The following is a 20447-nucleotide window of genomic DNA, read 5'->3' on the forward strand; positions in this document are numbered from 1 at the left end:
CTTATTAGGTTTGTTTTTATCGTTTGTCGGTTTTGTGTTAATTCTCTAAAGTTTAGTTGTCGGCAACAAGTACGACTTAACTAATTAGGAATATAATCATGAAATTTACACTTTTAAAAACCATCGCTCTTGGCTCATTATTAACTTGCTCAGCTGCTGCAATGGCTAATCAAGGTGATTATAAATTAATGGTTATTGAAGATTCTGTAACTGCAGCACCTGCATTTGAAAAATCGTTTAATAGCTGTGCTTTAACTGTTGAATCAAAAAACTACGAAGAAGCAGAAGCTATTTGTACACAAGCAATTGCATTGCTTAAGCAAAGCCATGGTCCGCGTTTAAAAGTACGCGAACTTACATCGTTTGCATTAAGTAACCGTGGTGTAGCGCGTATTAAGGCTCAAAAAGACACTGCGGGTATTTCTGATTTATATGAAGCGGTTCAAATTTCTAAAAACTCACTTGTAACGCATAACTTAACTCGCGCTAAAAAAGAGTTATCTCTTTGAGATTAACTTTATAGCTTGAATTAGCTGTAAAGTTCGCGAGTAGCAAAACCCCACGTTAGATAACACTTAACGTGGGGTTTTTGTATTTGTATTAAAAACACATTTGCTTACAAAAAACTCTCTACCACCAACCCCCTTTAAACTTGGTACATATAGCTCATATTAGTGAATAAAAGTGAATAGTATGTTTATTTTATTAACAAATGTAAGAGCTAAATTTAACAGGGTGTGTCACTATATAGGTACAGGGCATGTTAACTTGTTGCCATCCCCCATAAAAATTCAATAAATTTCTGTTGTTTAAATCTACTTATATAATTTATAACAATATGATTTTTAATAATAATTAAAGTGCAAAAAAGGAAGTCTTTGTATGTTTTTTAAAAAAAGTCAGTTAGCTATTTCATTAGCGTTTACGCTAGGCCTTGTTGGATGTGGCGGCGGTGGCGATGATAAAGTGGTCGTTGTAGAGCCAGTTGTAGCCAAGCCTGACCCTATAAAAGTAGATCCCGTAGAAGTTAACACTATCTCTCTTACTGGAAAGGTCATTGATGGTTATGTATCTGGTGCAATAGTATGGCTAGATATTGATGGCGATGGTACTTTTGATGAGCAAACAGAACCTTCTGTAGTCTCTGAAGAATCGGGTAATTATAGTTTTAATTTTACAGAAGAGCAGGCGCTGTGTGTGCCGTATTCAACTATGTATGTTGATGTACCGGTTGGTGCAATTGACGAGGATTTAGGAGAGGTAACACAAGCGTATCAAATGTCATTTCCGCCCTCAATTGAGGCTTTGACTGATGAAGATATTCGAAATATATCCCCTTTAACAACCGTTATTTGGGAGCAGTTAAGCCTTCAATTACAAAAAAGTGGTAACAATAATTTAAGTTGTGATGCACTTAAAGAAAATACTGAGCTACTTGCAAACCTTCAAAGCGAAATAACAAATGTTATGCAAAACTTGGTTGCGCATTATAATTTGTCGACAGAGCAAATTTACTCAGATTTTATCGCTACTAACGACAGCGACGCTTACGACAGAGCACAAGCAATTGTTAAGGGACTAAAAGCGGCCTATAAATTCAAGCAAGAGCTAGATGCTCAGTATCCTGATGCAGAAGAAGTAAGAGCAGTGATTTACCAGGACACAGCAAAAGATGCAGAGTATGGATTTGAAAATGCATGGTACCGCGATAAAGTTATTTTTGCAGGCGCTGAACTTATTTATGAGCAAGTAAAGCTTCAAAATACAGACGAACTCGACAAAATTGACGTTATTTTGTCTCGATTGGATTCAACAGATACGCCTTGGGGCGAAGAATCGTTAAATGGAAAATTAACAGTTAGAGACGATGTTTACATTAACGCCGATCGTACTTACCGATGCTCTAGCATTGAGAACGTTAGTTTTGAGCAAAGCAATGTGCTTTATGGCGTTGATAATACAAGCCCATCGGTTAACTTCCCAACAGCAGATGAATGCGTTAGTGCTAATTTAGATACACCGTTCGAGCGAGGTTTTAGCATTAGCTATACTGAGTCGGGATCGTTTTACCAAACTGACTTTGCCTTTAGAGAGGAAAATGCTGACTTTCAAACATTATCTAATTGGGTAAATGTTAAAGACAAAGCTGCTGATTTAGACACTCAAGATTTAGTTACTGTACTCGCTGCTATGCCTTATAAGTTTGATGACGAAACATCTATTGATGCTAGCTTTTGGCGTAAATATAAAACCACAGACAACGTACGTATTATTAAAACGATTGAAGGGAAATGGTTTAGAGATACTCGCCAAGAAGATGGAACAATGCTGCATGAGTGCGGTGAAAATGGTATTGATTGGGTGCAATGCGAATAATGTAAAAAGCACTTTAATAAATATTAGTTTAATGCCAGTCAGTAAATAACTGACTGGCATTTTTTTGTTTGAAAAGCTTACTTTTACGTGCGGTTTTTACTGTATACCTGATGAACACTATTTTTAATCTGTTTTTTACTTGGGTTTACTGTAAAATTACTGGGTTAACATTTGTTAAGTAATACTTACAATTGTTATTGCTCATTAAGTATTTAAACTAATTTAAGTAGAGCTTATGATTTTTTATATTATAGGGTTAAGTTTACTTGTTATTATTTTATGCGTTGCGCTTTATGTAATTTACAGCAACGTACATAAAAGTCGGGTAAGAAAATCCAAAGAATACAACGTACTGTTTGATAAAGACACGATAGTGGATGATTTAATCACTCAACTAACAGAAAAAAATCAAACACAAGAAAACCAAGATAAAACAGCTAAAGGTAAAGAAGAAATCCTTGCAATATTTGTTGAGTTACATCGCTCTGGTAGCTTTTGCGCACACTTGAGTGAACAGGAAATTATTTACTTTGTTAAAAAGAAATTAAACATGGAGAGTAGTAAAAATGGATAGCGAAAAAGCAGTCCCAGCAGTAAAAAGTGACTCATTTATGAGTCGATTTGGTCGTCGTAATGTAATTGTTGTTTCATCAATTGTTGTTGTATTAGCCGTAATTGCAACGCTTACATCGCAAGTTGTTTCGTGGAATGAAGCAGATGAGCGTTTAGTACATCAATCGGCTTTTACAGGTAACTTGACCGTAATAAATCAAGCCGGCCCTTATTTAAAAGCGTTTGGTACTACATCGGCATATAAAAAAGTAATTTCGATTAACTTTACGGGCGATGCTGGTGCAACAGCAAGCGCAATTGTGCCGTTAATTCCGATTCGATTTTTAGACACTACAACCGGTGGCGCACGAGGTGTCTCTCGTTTTAGATTGCCAGGCAATGTACCAGCAGCAGAATCGGGTGCTTTACGTGGTTTACTTAAAATACACGAAGAGTTTGGTTCACAAGAAACATTAATATCTAATTTATTAATGCGTGCGACCACTGAAAATGTAAAAGCGTCGGCGCGTATGATGTCGGTAGAGCAACATTACTCTGGTGGTAATGGTCAATTAAGCCAAGATTTTGCTGATCAATTAACCAACGGTATTTTTGTTACTGAACAAATTATTAGTACGGGTGAGCGCGATAAATCTGACGATTTAGGTAATTTAAGTAAACAGCAGCGCGTCACTATTAATATTAAAATGGATGATGAGGGTAATACACTGCGTAACGCACCTATTTTAGGCGCTTACGGTATTACAGTAGTTGATGCCAGCATTATTGATATTGACTACGAAAGCAAAGTAAATGCTCGTCTTGAAGCCCAAAAGCAAGCTGCTGCTGATGAAGCGCTAGCGCGTCAAAACCTTAAAAAAGCTGAGCAACAAGCACGTACTGAAGTGGCTTTAGGTGAACAAGCAATTGCTAAGCAACGTGCTGAATCTGAAAAGTTAAAAATAAAAGAGCAAATTGATGCTGAACGAATTAAGGCAAATGCCATTATTTCTGCGCAGCAACGAGTGGCTGTAAAAGCGGAGCTTGCAAAAGAGCAAGAAGAGATTTTAAAGCAACAACGCTTAGAAGCATTAGGTATGGACGTTTTAGCTGAGGCTCGTTTAAGAGCTAAGTCTGCTGCACTTGATCCTAAGTATGTATTTGATGAAACGCTAAAAGCAGAAGTTAAAATTCAAACCGCCTTATTTACAAGCTTAGGTAATAGCCGTTTAGTGCCTGAAATTGTAATAGGCGCAGGCCAAGGCGAGCAAAGCAATGGCTCTGAATTTATGCGTTTATTAGCCGCTGACGCTGCATTAAGCCTTAAGAAACGTTTAGAAAAAGATAAAAAATAAATAATTACTAAATATATAAACAATATTGAGGCTTAGCCTTTAAATACTTAGCCTTTAAATATTATATAAACAATAAAAACGCTGGCCAATAAGCATTGGTCAGCGTTTTTTATTGTGCGTATTTTGCTATTGTACTGTTTAGGTAAGCTTTGTGGCTTATTAAACATGTATTTAGGTAATAAAAGGTAAATAGTGAGCAGTTATGGATTCGAACAGTAATCAGTTTATTTTAGATTTAGGGCAAGAGCATATTACTATTCAGCGTCGATATGAAGCGCTGGGAGCGTTTAACGATTTTTTAATTGCAGTGTGGTTTTTAATTGGCAGTTTTTTCTTTTTAAATGATGCATTAGTGCAAAGTGGCACATGGTTGTTTATAGCGGGCAGTGCTCAATTACTTATAAAACCTGTTTTGAAATTGATCAGCTTAGTGCATGTTAGTCGGGTATTTCATTCAAATAAAACTCCATAAATAAAACCATAAATACGACTCATGATGAGTTCAGTTATTATGGCTAATAATTTACCAGTATAAGTTATTTAAATATCAAGGATTGAAAAGTGAAAGTACTTAAGTGGATTGCAATTGGAATAGCTACTTTATTAATTATAGGCTTACTAATTCCCGAAAAAATAATGATTCCGCTACAAGGTGCCACAAGTAAAGATTGGAACCATAACACGTTTTGGTACGAGCCTTGGGGTAGGTCGGGTGTGCATAAAGGGATTGATATTTTTGGCACAAAAAATACTCCCGTAGTTGCCTCAACAAACGGTGTTGTTATATTTGCAGGTGAGTTAACTCGCGGTGGTAAAGTGGTTGCGGTGCTTGGGCCTAAATGGCGCGTGCATTATTTTGCACATTTAAATGACTACTCGGTAAGTACAGGTGATGTAGTAAGCATAAACAGTCAAATTGGATTACTGGGCGATACCGGAAATGCAGCAGGAAAACAGCCTCATGTGCATTATTCTATTTTATCGTTAGTGCCTATGCCGTGGCTTTTTACAACGCAAAACCAAGGGTGGAAAAAGATGTTTTTTTTGAGCCCACATAAAAAACTCACTGCTAAATAATTACTTCATTATTTATAAATGACCTTTGTGTAAATAATAGTTTTAGCTGTTAAAGCAAGGTATTTAACAGCTAGAATTAGTTAATAAGTAAGCGTGTATTTAAGCTAGAGGTTAGCCTGCAACAGGTGTTTTACCTGCGCGAATATTTTTAATGCTTTTAATAAACATATAAATACAGGTAGTGATTAAACAGCCTGCTAAATAAAACACAATACCGTTTGGTGCATCAGATAAATTTGCGGCGAGCATAGGGCCAAATACCGAACCAATACTGTAACTCAAAAGCATTACCTCAGTTGCCGATACTATTTTTGCCATTGGCAATGAGTCGCACGCAAGTGTTATAGCAATCGGGTAAAGTGCAAAGCTGCACGCGCCTAGTATTAAGTAGCTCACTATTAATCCTGCTAAAGTGTTTGCTTGTAATATACCCACAGCACCGGCTGCGCCTACTAAACAAAACATACCCATCAATAAGCTTTTTTCAAGCCGAGTAGATAAGTAACTTACAAGCGGCTGCACGACCATGCCGCCTAAAATAATAACCGCCATAAGTGTCCCTGTGTACTGAGCTTGATCAGTCTGCGCTGAAATATAAACCGGCATTAAGCCGTAAATAGGGCCCAGTAATAAGCCCGATGCTAAGCATCCGAGCATTGCAGGGTGGCTTAGTGTTTTTATTTCTTTTAGTGGTAGTTTTTCAAGGTGCTGTTTTTCGGGCTGACCTTTGGTTATTAATAAAGGCGCTAAAATAGCTAAAAATAATAGCGAGGCTACAAATAAATAAGGCGTTGAACCTTCGGTGCCAAGCGGCCCTATAGCAAGTTGACCTACTGCGCTGCCCCCATAAAGTGAGGTCATGTATAAGCCCAAACGTTTAGCACGCGACTTTGCTGTATTGGTCATTAATAACCAAGACTCAACAACGACAAACACACCGGCAACAGCAAAACCTGCTACAAATCGTGCAATTAACCAGTTAACGGTATTTGGCAGTGCAAGTTGTGCAAGCACGCTTGCTATTAATAGGCTTAAAAATAATATAAATGCGAAGCGATGACCAATTTTTACCACAATGCGCTCTATTGTGGTGGCGCCAATAAGTAAGCCAAAGTAAAAAATGCTCGCAAGCCAAGGCGCTAGGTTTTCATCGAGTTTAAATGCGGGTAACGACAGCGGAATAAGGCTCATTAAAAAGCCGGATGCGATAGCAAAAAATGACAGCCCGATAACGGGTGCTAAAGGGTTATTAGAGGTGCTTGTGGCGGCTAATTCGGCCATTTGTGTTTATCGACTCTTGAAGGTAAATAACCACTGTTTTAAAGTTTGAGAGGTTACTTTAATAATAAAATTTGCGCGAATTTAGAGCCAAATTAAAAATAAGTAAAGTGATATTTTATTAAACAATATAAATAAACTTTAAAACGATCTATTTGGTAAATTATCGGATCTATTATGCTTTTTATTGTAGTTTTTTCATGTGGATATTGTTTTATATTTGTGAGCATTTATGTCTGAATAGAGTTTTTTGTAATGCAAGCAGACAGGCACATATCGCATGCTGCACGTCACTTTTAAAAGTTTGCGCAGCAGCACGTAGAGCAATATTTAGATACGCAGTGGGTGCGTAACGAGTTACATAAATTAGATTTAAACTAGATTTAAATTAGGTTTAAAGTTAATTAATGTCGGGTGTTGAGTCTCTTAAAATAAGCTTTGGCTGAAACACATGCTTTACTGTTATGCCGCTTTTTTTATAAATGTCTTTAAGTACTAAGTTAGCCGCAGCTCGGCCCATTTCGGGAACTGGGTTATCTATTGTAGTCAGTGTTGGGTAGAGGTAATTGGTAAAAATTACGTTATCGAACCCAATAATGGCTAAATCTTTTGGTAGGTTAAAACCGTGTTCGCGGGCGTATTTCATAGCACCCGATGCCATTTCGTCATTGGCACATACAAGGGCGGTTATTTGCGCTTTATTTTGAATAAAATGCCTTAAGCCGTCGCTGCCGCCGGTTTCTTTAAAGTCGCCTATGTAAAATAGCTTTTCGTCAAAGGTTAGGTTGTACTCTGCTAGGGCTTGTTTGTGACCTTTTAAACGATTTGACGCGTCTTCTTTAAACTGCGGGCCTGCTATGTACGCAATGTTTTTATGACCTTTGTTGATCATGGCTTTAGTGGCTAAGTAGCCGCCCATTACGTTGTCGAGGCTAATGCAGTTTTCTTCAATTTCTTTAACGTAGCGGCTCATTAAGTAAATAGGGGTTTTGCCTTTACTTAACTCAATTAGGTACTCGTTTGATACCGCTTCTACGTGGGCAATAATAGCGTCGCAATTACGGCCTATTAAAAACTCAAAGCCGCTTTTTTCTTTTTTCTCGTCACTGTGCCCAGGCGTAATAATAACGTGTTTACCTGCAATACGAAGGTGCTCTTCAATGGCTGACATCATTTGACCAAAAAACGGACCATCCAACTCAGAAACTAAAATACCGACGCTGTTTGTAGTGCTAGACGCCAAAGAGCGAGCAATAGAACTTGGCTGATAGCCTAGCTCTTTCATTGCTTCTAATACCTTTTTTTTAGTTTTTTTGCTTACGTAGTCGTTGTCGTTAAGTACCCTTGAAACAGTTGATAAAGACACACCTGCCATTTCTGATACTTGATAAATTGTCGCCATTGATGTCCTAGCTTATATGTGTTTTTACTCGCGCTTTATAAAAATATAAAGCGCGAAGGGTCATTAAAAGTTAATTTACACATTACTGCGTCTAATTGCTAAGTCTTCTGTTATTTTTTGCGTCATCGCTGAAGTAAGCGGATAAATAAGCATCAATGCGGCACCTAAAAAAGCAAATGCGGCAGGTATCCAGCTCATAAGTAACTGCATACCAGGTAGGGCTTGCGTAATTGTTAGCTCATCCATACCGTTATAGCCGTAGCCTGCAAGTACCACTAATACTAATGCACCGGCAAAACCACCACCGGTTTTTTGCACAAATGTACCCGCAGAATAAATAAGGCCTGTAGCGCGGCGTTTGTTTTTCCACTCTGAATAATCGGCTGAATCACCAAGCATACTAAAAAATAATGTTGGCATCATCGCGGCAAAAAATTCAGCAGCGCAACCAAAGGTAAATACAGCAATAAGGTTATCGCTAGGTACCCAGTAAAATGCAGTAGTGAGTATGCCGCTTAGCATTAATGATGCAATAAATAGGTTTCGTTTACCCATAATTTCGGCCAGTTTACCTGTGGCAAGTGCGCCTAATATAGATACAACCAACAAGGCGATAAAATATTGCCCAGCCATGAGTTCATTGGCTACGTGGTACTTAAAGTAGTACGCAATTACACCGTATTTTATGCCATTAAACATCATGGTTAAAAAACCAATGCCAAGTAACACCAACCAAGGTTTGTTGGTCAGAAGGTCAACCATGTCACGCTGTGATCCCGTTAAGCTTTGCTTATCTTTATTGAGTAATTTTTTAATAACGAATGTCATTGCAGCCATAACAAGGGCAAAAAATACGCCGCTGTATAAATCGCGGTAATAAAAAAACAGGGTGGTAGCAAGCAAAGGTAGGATTATAAATGGCAGGCTTTTGGTTAAATCAAACAACTCTGATTTTAAATTGCCTTCATTTGAGGCGTGCGGTGTTACACGCTCTTTGGTAGTCGCAAACGTTATAATCATTAAAATAATAAGTAAGCTGGCAAATAAGTACATAGTAAGCTGATAGCCTTTGGCATCGTCGCCGCCACCAAAAAAAGCTACTAGCTCAGGTAAAAAACCCATAACCAATAAGCCACCAGTAAACGCACCTGCAAACCTAAAACCAGAGAGCTTTGTGCGCTCTGTATCGTCTGGTGTCATTACGCCCATAAGTGCCGAGTAGGGCACGTTACTTACGGTGTAGGCAAGCGTTAAACCAATGTAGGTTACGTAGGCATAAATAAGTTTGTTGGTGGTGCTAAAGTCGGGTGTAGTAAAACACAACACCATAAACAAGCCCAAAAATGGTGCCGAGTAGAGTATCCACGGTCGAAACTTACCAAAGCGCGACTGCGTTCTGTCGGCAATCATACCCATAATAATATCGGTTACGCCATCAGACAGCCTTACAACCAAAAACAACATGGCAGCGGCAGCCGCCGATATGCCAAATGTATCGGTGTAAAACACCGCTAAATAAGCAAGCGCACCGCGCCATACTAAGTTAGCGCCGGCATCGCCCATGGCGTAACCGACTTTTTCGTATAAAGGGAGTTTGTTCACAGTGTGTGTTCTTATTGTTATAAGCCGATAAATTATCGGCTTGTTATTAGTTTACTGTACGCTTTACCGCTGGCTTTAACAGTTCGTTTTTGTGTGTTGTAGTCTACGTGTACTATTCCAAAACGTTTTAAATATCCTTCAGCCCATTCAAAGTTATCCATTAGGCTCCACGCAAAGTAACCATCTACTTTAACGCCTTGCTCTGCTGCGTTATGCAGGGCATTTAAATGTTCGTGGTAATATTCAATACGGTCGATATCTTTTACTTCACCGTCTTTAAATTCGTCAGCCATGGCTGCACCGTTTTCGGTAATATAAATAGGTGGTAGGGTGTATTTTTCGTTTAACGATACAAGTAATTCTGTAAGCGCTTTAGGGTAAATTTCCCAGCCAATATCGGTCATTGGCGCTTTATGTGGCAGCTCATGGTAAAAGTCGGTTTCGCTTGCTTGATAATGCATGCGGGTATAAAAGTTAACCCCTAAATAATCCAGCGGTTGAGCAATTATTTCCATATCGCCATCTAAAATATCAGGGCGGTGGGCTTTAGGTAATTGCTTAATAATATCAGGGTATTTACCTTGCATTACAGGCTGCATGTACCATTGGTTTATATAGTCATCAGCAAATGCAGTGGCTTTTAAATCTTCTTCACTTTGGGTAACGGAGTAACAAGGCGTAAAGTTAAGTACAATACCGTTTAGCGTATTTGGGCTATTTTTAGCAAGTACTTGCATAGCTAAACCGTGACCCAGTAATAAGTGGTGCGCGGCTTTACGACCAAATTCACGACCTACAATGCCAGGCGCATGTACGCCAATTTCGTAACCTAAGTAAGAGCTACAAAACGGTTCGTTTAAGGTGGCGTAAGAGTGCACACGTTCCCCAAATGCTTTGGTAATTAAATCTGCGTAATGGGCAAATTCGTAAGCGGTGTTACGGTTTAGCCAGCCACCTTCGTCTTCAATGTGTTGTGGTAAATCCCAGTGGTATAGCGTTACAAAAGCTTTAATGTTACGTCGTTTTAATTCATCTAAAATGTTGCTATAAAACTTAACGCCTGTCGGGTTTAAGTGACCGCTTTTAGTCATTACGCGCGGCCACGAAATTGAGAGTCTGTAAGCGTCTACACCTAATGACTCAATTAAGTTTATATCGTCTTTCCAGCGAGTGTAGTGCTCGCAGGCTACGTCGCCATTTGAATTATCGACTATTTTGCCTTCTTTACTGCAAAAGGTATCCCAAATACATGGCAAGCGATCAGCTGCGCCGCCTTCAATTTGAAATGAGGCCGTAGCTACACCATAAGTAAAATTTTTGGCTAAAAGTGGTGAGCCACTAGGTAAAGATAATTGTTTCATTAAGAGAAAACCTCTGCTTCTTTGTAGTAAATTTTGCTTTTATTTATAGTTTATAAATTGCATTGATGGAAGCGCTTCCATATTTAATTTGATTAATCACTAAGGATGGTATTTAATAACTTTAAGGAAGCGCTTCCATATTTAGGTTAGTGGCTATTGTTAAGCAGGTCAATAGTTAAATTTAAATAACAAATAGGCGTTCCACAAAAACACACTGACACAACACAGGGCTATAAAAATGAAAAAAAGCTTAAACACTAATAGGTTACACATGCTCCCCATTTTAATAGGAGGATTGTGCGTTTTAAGTGGGTGTAATAAACAAGAGGTTAGCGCAAATAATAGCCAAGGCGCCGTAGCCAAAAAGGCTGAGCATGAGCAAGGTGATTTATCACTTTGGCCAACGCTTAAAAGTAAGGTAGTGAAAACGCCTGAAATTGAAAATACGATTGCACAGTTTTTAAAAACAATGACGCTTGAGCAAAAAGTAGCGCAGATGATCCAACCTGAAATTCGCGATATAACCGCTGCAGACATGCGCAAATACGGTTTTGGTTCGTATTTAAATGGCGGTGGCTCGTTCCCGAATGCTAATAAGCATGCAACGCCTGCAGATTGGATAACGCTTGCTGAAAGCATGTATCAGGCATCAGTTGATGACTCAATTGATGGCAGTAAAATTCCGACCATGTGGGGCACCGATGCAGTACATGGCCATAATAATGTGATTGGGGCGACGTTATTCCCGCACAATATTGGTTTAGGTGCTGCTAATAACCCCGCATTAATTGAGCGCATTGCAGCAGCTACGGCAATAGAAGTAATGGCAACAGGCATAGATTGGGTGTTTGCACCGACTGTTGCGGTTGTGCGCGATGACCGATGGGGCCGAACGTACGAAGGCTACTCAGAAGACCCTGCAATTGTACGTGAGTATTCAGCCGCAATTGTAAACGGATTGCAAGGCAGAGCCGATGAGGACTTTTTAAGTGATAAACGCGTAATTAGCACTGTTAAGCACTTTTTAGGCGATGGCGGCACGGTAGATGGCGACGATCAAGGGGACAACATTGATAGCGAAGAGACGTTATATAACATTCATGCACAAGGTTATATAGGAGGCTTAACCGCAGGTAGTCAGTCGGTTATGGCATCGTTTAATAGCTGGAATGGTAAAAAAAATCACGGCAATAAATATTTACTTACCGATGTACTAAAAACAAAAATGGGTTTTGATGGCTTTGTTGTAGGCGATTGGAACGGGCACGGACAAGTTGCCGGCTGTACAAATGAAAGCTGCCCGCAAGCTGTTAATGCAGGGCTTGATATTTTTATGGTACCAACGGGTGCTTGGAAACCACTTTATGAAAATACAATTAAACAAGTAAAAGCGGGCACAATAACAATGGCGAGAATAGATGACGCCGTGGCACGTATTTTACGCGTTAAATTACGTGCGGGTTTATTTGATAAACCAAGCCCCGCAAATCGAAAATATTCAGGTAAATTAGAACTAATAGGTGCGCCAGCACATCGCGATATTGCCCGCCAAGCCGTACAAGAGTCGTTAGTACTGCTTAAAAACAACAATCATTTATTACCGCTTAACCCATCAAGCAATATACTGATTGCAGGCGATGCGGCCGATAACATAGGCAAGCAATCGGGCGGTTGGAGTATTACGTGGCAGGGAACTAATAATCAAAATGCAGATTTCCCTGGAGCAACGTCTATTTATGCGGGGCTAAAAACGCAAATAGAGGCTGCTGGCGGTAACGCTATTTTAAGCCCAACGGGTGAATTTAATACCAAACCCGATGTAGCCATTGTTGTATTTGGTGAAAAACCATACGCAGAGGGGCATGGCGATAAAGACAACCTTGAGTTTGAACGTAACAATAAACGTTCTCTTAAAATATTAAAAACATTAAAGCAGCAAGGTATTGCGGTGGTATCGGTGTTTATATCGGGCAGACCAATGTGGGTTAACAGCGAACTAAACGCGTCAGATGCATTTGTAGCAGCATGGCTTCCTGGCACTGAAGGACAAGGCATTGCAGATGTTTTATTAGCGGATGCAAGTGGGCAGGTACAATACGACTTTAAAGGTAAGTTGTCTTTCTCGTGGCCTAAATCGCCACTACAAACCGCAGTAAATAAGGGTGATGCTGATTACTCACCACTATTACCCTACGGCTTTGGCTTAACGTATAAAGACGAAAGTACGCTTGGCAATAATCTAAATGAAGACTCAGGTGTTGATATTAGTAACCTTGCGCCGCTATCTATATTTAATGGCAGCTTTAAAACACCGTGGCGTTTGTTTTTAAACTCAAACAGCGAGCAGCACCAAGTAGCAAGTAACAGTGTAAAGCTCGGCGGCATTACTTATCGCACTGAAGACAAAGCGATTCAAGAAGATGCGATGCAATTTAATTTTGATGGCACTGCAGCCAGCTACATCGAAATTAATAGTAACTTTACCGAAGACAAAGTGGCCTACATTGAAGCAAATTCGGCCCTTAGCTTTAGCTATAAAGTAAACCAAATACCTAGCTCACAGACATACCTTGCAATGAAATGCGAACAAGGCTGTGGTGGCGAGCTTGATATTACCAATGAGCTTAAAAATGCTGATTTAAATACATGGCAAACCATGAGTATAGATTTAACGTGTTTTGCTAAAAAGGGCGTTGATTTTGCCAGAGTAACCAGCCCTTTTATTATTAAAACGACAGGAGAGCTTAGCGTTTCAGTTGCAGATATTAGCTTTGAACCACAAAGCGCTAAAAGCGCCGTGATTAAGTGTGAATAAGAAAACGTAAAAGTTATAGTGTGTTGTCTCAAAGCTCTTAGTAATAAGGGCTTTTTTTAAAGAGGATATTTATGCTGGGCAATACTGTTTTAAAAACTCATGGTGGGGTGGTAATTGGCTAACGCGTTGCTCTATTTGTTGCTTAATACCGTGTAAAAAACGGGTGAGTTCTTCATCGCTCATCATGCTGGCTATTAAGTGATGTTGATTAGGCTCAATACCTTGGCCAAGCATAACTTGCACCCACGAATCGACTCTAAAAATGTCGCCATCGTCTAAAAATACACGGCCGGTTTGTTTAAACAAATCAATTTTATGCTGAAGTGTTTTTGGCACTTCCATGGCGCTACAATGTTGCCAAAACTCACTATCATCGCGATTAGTTACTTTGTAGTGCAGCACAATAAAGTCGCGAATATTTTCAATTTCGCTTTTAAGTTGTTTGTTGTATTCGTCAATGGCGTGATTGGTAATGCCATTAAACGGAAATAAACGCATAAAGCGAATAATACCCGACATAATTAAGTGAATGCTGGTGGACTCAAGTGGTTCAACAAAACCGCTAGCAAGGCCAAGCGCTAAGCAGTTTTTGTTCCAGCCTTTTAAGCGACGCCCTGTTTTAAATTTAATAATACGTGGCTCTGTAAGCGCCTCGCCCTCAATGTTATTTAATAAGAGCGCTTTGGCTTGCTCATCATCCATATATTGGCTGCAATAAACTAATCCGTTGCCGACACGGTTTTGCAGTGGTATACGCCATTGCCAACCGCTTTTATGGGCAATAGAGCGGGTAAGTGGTAATACAGTCTCGCTGGTTGATTTTGTTTGCACCGCAATGGCGCTGTTACAGGGTAGTAAATGCGACCAGTCTTCGTAGCCAGTATGTAATGCTTGCTCTATTAATAGGCCTCTAAAGCCGGTGCAATCAATAAAAAAGTCGCCGTTTATGTGCTCGCCATTATTTAAAGTAAGTGATTCTATATGGCCCGTTTTAGTGTTTTTTACTACTTTTTGTATTTTACCTTCAATGCGTTTTACACCTAATGGCTCTGAAAATTCACGCAAAAACTGCGCGTAACGCGTGGCATCCATATGGTAGGCATAGTTAATAGGGTTTTGCTGATTAAACGCAAATTTACCGCTTTTAGCCGCTTGCAGCTCGTAGCAGTAATCGCCAAATGGGTTGTTTATTCCTAAAGCTTTACCTTGCAGCCAAAAGTGATGAAATTCACCCGCCCAACATTCTTTGCCCGTTGCGCCAAATGAGTGAATATAATGCGTGTTTTCATCGCCCCAGTTTTCAAAGCTAATACCTAATTTAAAACTGGCTTGAGTGGCTTTCATAAATGCTTGCTCGTTTATACCCAGCAATTTATGAAATGTACGAATAGGCGGAATTGTTGCTTCACCAACACCTACAGTGCCAATATCGTCAGATTCAACAAGGGTTATGTTTATATTGTTACCAACTAGTTTAGCAAGTGCTGCTGCGGCCATCCAACCTGCAGTGCCGCCTCCAGCAATTACTACATTTTTAACAGCGTTTGTTTTAGTCATTATGTGGCTGCCCATTATTTGATAAAAGGTGATTTAAAAGCGCGCGATTACTTGGCAGTCCATTTAAGCACTGCGCTATTTTTTCGCGATTTTGTTGATAATAGTAATCCCCAGTGCGTGGGTCGTTAAATGTATTTTGTGCAGATACTGTTTGTGTATTAAAGCCCATGCCATATAAAACGTATTGATAACTGCTTGATGAAAACACTTCTTCGTTTTCAATAAAATCAAAGCGGCTAGGGGGCTGAAATTGCCAAAGTTTAAGTAAGTTTTGCAGGCGCTCGGGCGCGGTATTTAAATTACTAATATCTTGCCAATAGGGAGTGTCGTCGCGCTCGCTTAGCACATAATGAAGTTTTAAAAACTCAATAACGCGCTGCCAACGAGTACTAAAACGGTCATTAAAACGCGTTTCAAGCTGGCTCATGTGGGTGCGGTTTTGCGGTAGCTGCTCGCTTATCATGCTAATTGAAAGCTCAACCATGGCAAGAGCTGACGCTTCAAGTGGCTCTAAAAAGCCAGCAGACATACCCACGGCAACACAGTTTTTAATCCAAAATTTTTGCCTGTAACCAGGGCTGAATTTTAATACGCGGTAGTTAAGTTGCTCAGCTTGTTGCTCACTGGTGCTTTTGGCTATGTAGCTTTTTAGTGTACTTGTTGCGCTTTCATCGCTTTGATATTTACTACTAAATACATAACCTGTACCACGGCGCGTTGGCAGGGCTATATCCCAAATCCAACCGTTACTTTGCGCTGTAGATAGCGTAGCAGAGGCGATTGGTTGATCGGCGTGTGCATTAGGTATTTGCGCCGCAACAGCGCTGTTATTAAATAAAATATGATCTTGCGCTATAAACTCACTATTAAAATGCTCACCAATTAAACGAGCGCAAGAGCCTGAGCAATCTATAAATAAATCACCCGTTATATCGCCATTATTATTTGTTTTTAATGAGGCAATATAGCCATGCTCGTCGTTAATAACATGAGTTACATCGTCAGTAATATGCGTAACGTTTAGGTTTTTAACGCAGTAATTTTTTAAAAACTCAGTAAATTTACCCGCATCTAAATGATAGCCATAGTTGGTAACTGCTGCATATTCGGGTGTTTGTAATTGTTTTGGTGCAAGTGCTGCTTGGCATACAAAGCTTTGCATATTAACAACGTCGGCAAATTTTTGGTTAGGTGCAATACGTTGCCAACTGGCGTGTAAATTAGTGTGCTCGTAGCCTTGTGGATTCATAAAAGGGTGGTAGTAGTTTTCTCCCTCGCTGAGGTTTCGCCAATTTATAAATTTAGAACCTTGCTTAAATGACGCGTCGCACTGGGTTATAAAATCACTTTCTTTAATGCCAATGCGCTGTAGGGTGTTGCGCATTGACGGCCACGTGCCTTCGCCCACACCCAATATAGGCACATTTGCCGATTCCACTAACGTTACATTAAGGTGTGGGTGTTCGGCGGCTAATAAGCCTGCGCTTAGCCAGCCGGCAGTACCACCACCTAAAACGACTATTTTTGTTATTGGTTTGGTCATGAGTTAACACCCTAAAGTTGATAACAATTAAACTAGCATTAATACTGTTTTAAATACAAAAAAGCCGCTAGTAAAAACTAACGGCTTTACTTTGTATTACCTTTAGAAGTTGTAACGCATACCAATATTGTAACGTGCACCTAGCTGTTGTAGGTTCCACAATTGTACTGACGTACGGCCATGTTCGCGGCTGTTTTGTTCAGTAATATTAAGGCCTTCAACAAAAAACGATAGTTGTTCGCTGTAGTTGTACGCAACATTAAAGTCGATTTGATAATATTCTTCAGTAAAGCCTGGCTCATTTACGTATCGAGCGGCGCTATTTAAAAACTTATCACGCCAGTTGTAAGCAATACGTGCTTGAAAATCGTCGTTTTCGTACATTGCAATAAAGTTAGCTGTATCGCTTAAACCTACCAATGCAAATTGTGTAGTAGTAGGGTCAGCGTTTACATCAAAGTCTATGTCGCCATTAACAGTGGTGTAGTTTGCTTGCACACCAAAACCGCTTTCACCAAAAAAGTGCTGAAAGGCAATTTCAAAACCATCAATGGTGGCATTTTTATTGTTGGTAGGTACTTGGGCTGTAAATTCTAGTAATGGGTCATCGCTGTTAGCAATTACATCGTAGGCGGCTTCAAACTCTTCGTAGGTCATAGAGTCAAAATCAACATTGTTTTCTGTTGCGGCAACCATTTGAAATAAGTTTGAATCGGTTACTGCAAGTCCGCGAGATTCTAGCTCAGCAATGGCAGCTTGAGCGCGAGGGCCCGCTGTTGCATCGCGTAATCCGTAGTAGTTTTGTGTCATTGGTGTTAAACCAATAAAGTTTTTGATGTCTTTAGTGTAATAACCTACCGACACATAACTTGTTTCTGCAAAGTACCACTCAGCCGATACATCAATATTATCTGATTCAAGCGGCACTAAACCAGGATTACCCGTTGACGCTGTAGCTGGTGATGAACCCGCTAAAAGAGTAGGGGCGCCCGGTACACCAACCGTCGCTGCTGAACTTAAGTTGTCGTAAGTTGGGCGAGCAATTGTTGTGCTATAAGAAAAACGCGCTTTTACGTTTTCGATTACTTCTATGTCAAAGTCAAAGCTTGGTAAAAAGTGATCGTAGCTAGATTTAAGCGTGAAATCTTCTTTATCTGAGCCAAAGCGAACGTTAAAGTCGTTATTACCTTCCCACGCTACTGCGTTAGGTAAATCGATATTAGCCGTTGAGGTAATGTCGGTAGACTCTTGGCGCGCGCCAATCACAATGTTGTATGGCATATCGCCAATGTAACCATTGTAAGTAAATTGCACAAACGCTGCGGTTATATCTTCTTCAATGGTGCGGTTAGTTGCAAATGCGCCATCGGCTGCAAAGTTAAAGCCGTATTCATCACCAGCCCAGTAACCAATTTGCGATGCGCTGCCAGTGTAACCTTGGTTGAATGAGCCTGATGTATCGTAGTCGTCAAACTCAGCTAAAAAGTTTGTTGGATTTAGGTAGCCATCAGGTAGTTCGCCTGGGTTTTCTATCCCCCAGTTACCCATTGTATTACGTGTAAGTGATTGCAGTGAATGGCTTTCCATAGAGCGAGACTCTATACCAAAGTCAATTGCACCGTTTTCAATTTCGTATTTACCATGGATTCTAAATTCTGTTATTTCAGACTCTTGGCGAGCAAAGTTAGAATCTAAAATAGACGTACCCACATCAGAGGCATCTAATGTGTTATTACAATTTAGGTTGTCTCGGCGGCAATCATCAAAATCGATACTCATTGATGGAAGCTCGCGGCTAAAATCAACTTCTTGTGCGTTAACTACGTTTGCGCCCAAGCCTGCGTTTACCCAGCTGCCGTAAGGTGCATCTGGTTTGCTAGTGGCTTTTGAATTGTGCGCATCAAACATAAAGCTCAATTCTGAATTGAAATAGTACTCAACGTTTAAACCAATAGAGTCGTTTTGATTAACTTGGTTTAGCTCTTGAAACGCTAAACCTAAATCGCGTGTTTGCTGATCGCGACGTTCTTCTCGGTAATAAATAGGGGTTTTTACCGTGTTATCGTCAAATGTTAGCGCGCTTTTGTAGTTATCCATCCATATTGATTGCTCAGCACGGGCTTCGAATAAATCTTGCTTAGAGTACGTGTAATCAAGCGTGGCTGTTAAATCGTCAATAGGGCTGTACTGCAGCGTTAATTGCGCGTTTGTACGAGTACGTTCTCTGTCGGCAATGGTGTAGCGCAAATCTGATGGCATTGAATAAAGCTGACCAACAGCGGGTGCATTAGTTAAAACAATATCGTCTGCTGCTTGTGGGATTGTGCCGTCAAAAGCAGATGTATTCCATTGATTTACAAACGCACCTGTTGATGAGCTATCGCGCTGTTGCATGCTTGCAGTTAACGAGGCACCAAATTTAGCTTCACTGTCGGTCCAGCTAATTAAGCCCGAAAGCTCAGGTGTTATGTCATCACCAACACGGTTTGTTGAGTCATGTAATGCTTTTACGCCAATGCTTGAAACAAAGCCTGGATTGTCGAGTGGGCGAGCCGTATTTATATTAATTGTTGCGCCAATACCACCTGATGCAATACTTGCTTTACCTGTTTTGTATACTTCAACTGATTTAACGCTATCAGACGCTAAGTTTGCAAAGTCAAAAGCACGAGAGCTTGGTGTACCACCGCCTGAAGGCAATGACGCTGCCGGCATAGTACGACCGTTTAGGGTTACCATATTGTAGTCGGGACCAAAACCACGAACAGTTACTTTAGAGCCTTCACCATTTGAACGATCAATCGACACACCTGTAATACGCTGTAGCGACTCGGCTAAGTTGGTATCAGGAAATTTACCAATATCTTCAGCTGATATAGCATCTACAACACCTGCGGCGTCGCGTTTTAATCGAGTTGACTCTTTAATACTGCTTTTAAAACCAGTAACTTGAATTACTTCAACATCTGTATTTGCTTCTTGTGCATATACAGGTAAAGAGATTGATGCGCCTAAAATCAGAGATAGGCTGGTCGCTATCTTTGTTTTTCTTACAATATGGTTGGACATTCGGTTTCCCTCGCACTTTTATCATTATTATTAACAGCTGTATGGGGCTGTTATTGTGTAATTATAAACATTGTCAAATGTATGGAAGCGCTTCCAGAAAAGTTCATTTAACTGAGCCTTGTGGAAGCGCTTCCAGAAATGCTAGTTTAAATTTTAAATAGGGTCAACTATTGTTTTAATAAAATGAGACTAAATTGTTTTTAAAATGTATGCTTTTTAGATTTAATTTTATTTAAATTATAAATTACAGGTGGTTATAAAAAACCATTTTGGATAGTTGTGTAACAACATTTTATTATAAGAAAACCGGTTATTGATTCATTTAGTTATTTAAACACTTTAATAAGGTGTTTAAATCAGCTTTTAGTAAGGGCTAAAATTAATAAGTAGGCCGTTGGTCACTCAACTAGGACAAAACTTAAATTAGTTATTACACTCAGCCATAGACTCAACTGAAAAC

14 protein-coding genes and 1 pseudogene are annotated in these 20447 nt (G+C 39.8%); 8 read left to right on the plus strand and 7 right to left on the minus strand.

The features are described from left to right. Positions 1–98: 98 nt before the first annotated feature. The 6 genes from PARC_RS06950 to PARC_RS06975 all read left to right on the plus strand — a co-directional run bounded on the left by PARC_RS06950 (position 99) and on the right by PARC_RS06975 (position 5360). Positions 99–509, plus strand: a complete 411-nt coding sequence (locus PARC_RS06950) for a hypothetical protein (protein WP_010553497.1) — start codon at positions 99–101, stop codon at positions 507–509. 373 nt (positions 510–882) lie between these two features. After that, a complete protein-coding gene (locus tag PARC_RS06955; protein WP_010553498.1) occupies positions 883–2376 on the plus strand; it encodes a hypothetical protein in 1494 nt (497 codons plus the stop codon). 235 nt (positions 2377–2611) lie between these two features. Beyond that, positions 2612–2950 (plus strand): hypothetical protein, encoded by a 339-nt coding sequence (locus tag PARC_RS06960; RefSeq protein ID WP_007583302.1) that lies wholly within the window; start codon positions 2612–2614, stop codon positions 2948–2950. Continuing rightward, positions 2943–4283 (plus strand): SPFH domain-containing protein, encoded by a 1341-nt coding sequence (locus PARC_RS06965; RefSeq protein WP_010553499.1) that lies wholly within the window; start codon positions 2943–2945, stop codon positions 4281–4283. Before PARC_RS06960 ends, PARC_RS06965 begins: the two co-directional genes overlap by 8 nt. Positions 4284–4485: 202 nt before the next feature. Next, entirely contained in the window at positions 4486–4755 is a 270-nt protein-coding gene (locus PARC_RS06970; RefSeq protein WP_007583304.1) for a YrhK family protein, read from the plus strand. Between the two features lie 89 nt (positions 4756–4844). Beyond that, positions 4845–5360 (plus strand): M23 family metallopeptidase, encoded by a 516-nt coding sequence (locus PARC_RS06975; RefSeq protein WP_010553500.1) that lies wholly within the window; start codon positions 4845–4847, stop codon positions 5358–5360. A gap of 111 nt (positions 5361–5471) precedes the next feature. Here PARC_RS06975 and PARC_RS06980 read toward each other — a convergent pair whose 3' ends face one another. Beyond that, complete coding sequence (locus PARC_RS06980; protein ID WP_010553501.1) at positions 5472–6641, minus strand: MFS transporter; 1170 nt, start codon at positions 6639–6641, stop codon at positions 5472–5474. 243 nt (positions 6642–6884) lie between these two features. Here PARC_RS06980 and PARC_RS21735 point away from each other — a divergent pair. After that, a pseudogene (locus PARC_RS21735) lies at positions 6885–7019 on the plus strand (LysR family transcriptional regulator); the annotation flags it as partial. Between the two features lie 19 nt (positions 7020–7038). Here the strand turns inward: PARC_RS21735 and PARC_RS06990 are convergent. The 3 genes from PARC_RS06990 to PARC_RS07000 form a co-directional block, all read right to left on the minus strand. Further along, positions 7039–8040 (minus strand): LacI family DNA-binding transcriptional regulator, encoded by a 1002-nt coding sequence (locus tag PARC_RS06990; RefSeq protein ID WP_010553502.1) that lies wholly within the window; start codon positions 8038–8040, stop codon positions 7039–7041. A 75-nt stretch (positions 8041–8115) separates the two neighbouring features. Beyond that, on the minus strand, positions 8116–9642 hold the full coding sequence (locus tag PARC_RS06995; RefSeq protein ID WP_007583314.1) for an MFS transporter: 1527 nt from the start codon (positions 9640–9642) through the stop codon (positions 8116–8118). A 32-nt stretch (positions 9643–9674) separates the two neighbouring features. Beyond that, positions 9675–11003 (minus strand): GH1 family beta-glucosidase, encoded by a 1329-nt coding sequence (locus PARC_RS07000; RefSeq protein ID WP_010553503.1) that lies wholly within the window; start codon positions 11001–11003, stop codon positions 9675–9677. A gap of 238 nt (positions 11004–11241) precedes the next feature. Here PARC_RS07000 and PARC_RS07005 point away from each other — a divergent pair, with 238 nt between their 5' ends. Then, positions 11242–13818: a glycoside hydrolase family 3 protein gene (locus PARC_RS07005; RefSeq protein WP_010553504.1), complete on the plus strand. Its 2577-nt coding sequence runs from the start codon at positions 11242–11244 to the stop codon at positions 13816–13818. A gap of 69 nt (positions 13819–13887) precedes the next feature. Here PARC_RS07005 and PARC_RS07010 read toward each other — a convergent pair whose 3' ends face one another. From PARC_RS07010 to PARC_RS07020, 3 genes are all read right to left on the minus strand, one after another. Next, on the minus strand, positions 13888–15375 hold the full coding sequence (locus PARC_RS07010; protein ID WP_010553505.1) for a tryptophan halogenase family protein: 1488 nt from the start codon (positions 15373–15375) through the stop codon (positions 13888–13890). Further along, positions 15368–16918 (minus strand): tryptophan halogenase family protein, encoded by a 1551-nt coding sequence (locus tag PARC_RS07015; RefSeq protein ID WP_010553506.1) that lies wholly within the window; start codon positions 16916–16918, stop codon positions 15368–15370. Before PARC_RS07015 ends, PARC_RS07010 begins: the two co-directional genes overlap by 8 nt. Before the next feature lie 102 nt (positions 16919–17020). Next, positions 17021–19987, minus strand: a complete 2967-nt coding sequence (locus PARC_RS07020) for a TonB-dependent receptor (protein WP_010553507.1) — start codon at positions 19985–19987, stop codon at positions 17021–17023. Between the last annotated feature and the right edge of the window lie 460 nt (positions 19988–20447).

Source organism: Pseudoalteromonas arctica A 37-1-2, assembly GCF_000238395.3.
In the GTDB taxonomy this organism is placed as follows: domain Bacteria; phylum Pseudomonadota; class Gammaproteobacteria; order Enterobacterales; family Alteromonadaceae; genus Pseudoalteromonas; species Pseudoalteromonas arctica.

Bases quoted from the DNA above. Each gene is read 5' to 3' on its own strand.
- PARC_RS06950 (WP_010553497.1), top strand. From the start codon at position 99: ATGAAATTTACACTTTTAAAAACCATCGCTCTTGGCTCATTATTAACT.
- PARC_RS06970 (WP_007583304.1), top strand. From the start codon at position 4,486: ATGGATTCGAACAGTAATCAGTTTATTTTAGATTTAGGGCAAGAGCAT.
- PARC_RS07010 (WP_010553505.1), bottom strand. From the start codon at position 15,375: ATGACTAAAACAAACGCTGTTAAAAATGTAGTAATTGCTGGAGGCGGC.
- PARC_RS06980 (WP_010553501.1), bottom strand. From the start codon at position 6,641: ATGGCCGAATTAGCCGCCACAAGCACCTCTAATAACCCTTTAGCACCC.
- PARC_RS06990 (WP_010553502.1), bottom strand. From the start codon at position 8,040: ATGGCGACAATTTATCAAGTATCAGAAATGGCAGGTGTGTCTTTATCA.
- PARC_RS07020 (WP_010553507.1), bottom strand. From the start codon at position 19,987: ATGTCCAACCATATTGTAAGAAAAACAAAGATAGCGACCAGCCTATCT.
- PARC_RS06955 (WP_010553498.1), top strand. From the start codon at position 883: ATGTTTTTTAAAAAAAGTCAGTTAGCTATTTCATTAGCGTTTACGCTA.
- PARC_RS07000 (WP_010553503.1), bottom strand. From the start codon at position 11,003: ATGAAACAATTATCTTTACCTAGTGGCTCACCACTTTTAGCCAAAAAT.
- PARC_RS06960 (WP_007583302.1), top strand. From the start codon at position 2,612: ATGATTTTTTATATTATAGGGTTAAGTTTACTTGTTATTATTTTATGC.
- PARC_RS06965 (WP_010553499.1), top strand. From the start codon at position 2,943: ATGGATAGCGAAAAAGCAGTCCCAGCAGTAAAAAGTGACTCATTTATG.
- PARC_RS07005 (WP_010553504.1), top strand. From the start codon at position 11,242: ATGAAAAAAAGCTTAAACACTAATAGGTTACACATGCTCCCCATTTTA.
- PARC_RS07015 (WP_010553506.1), bottom strand. From the start codon at position 16,918: ATGACCAAACCAATAACAAAAATAGTCGTTTTAGGTGGTGGTACTGCC.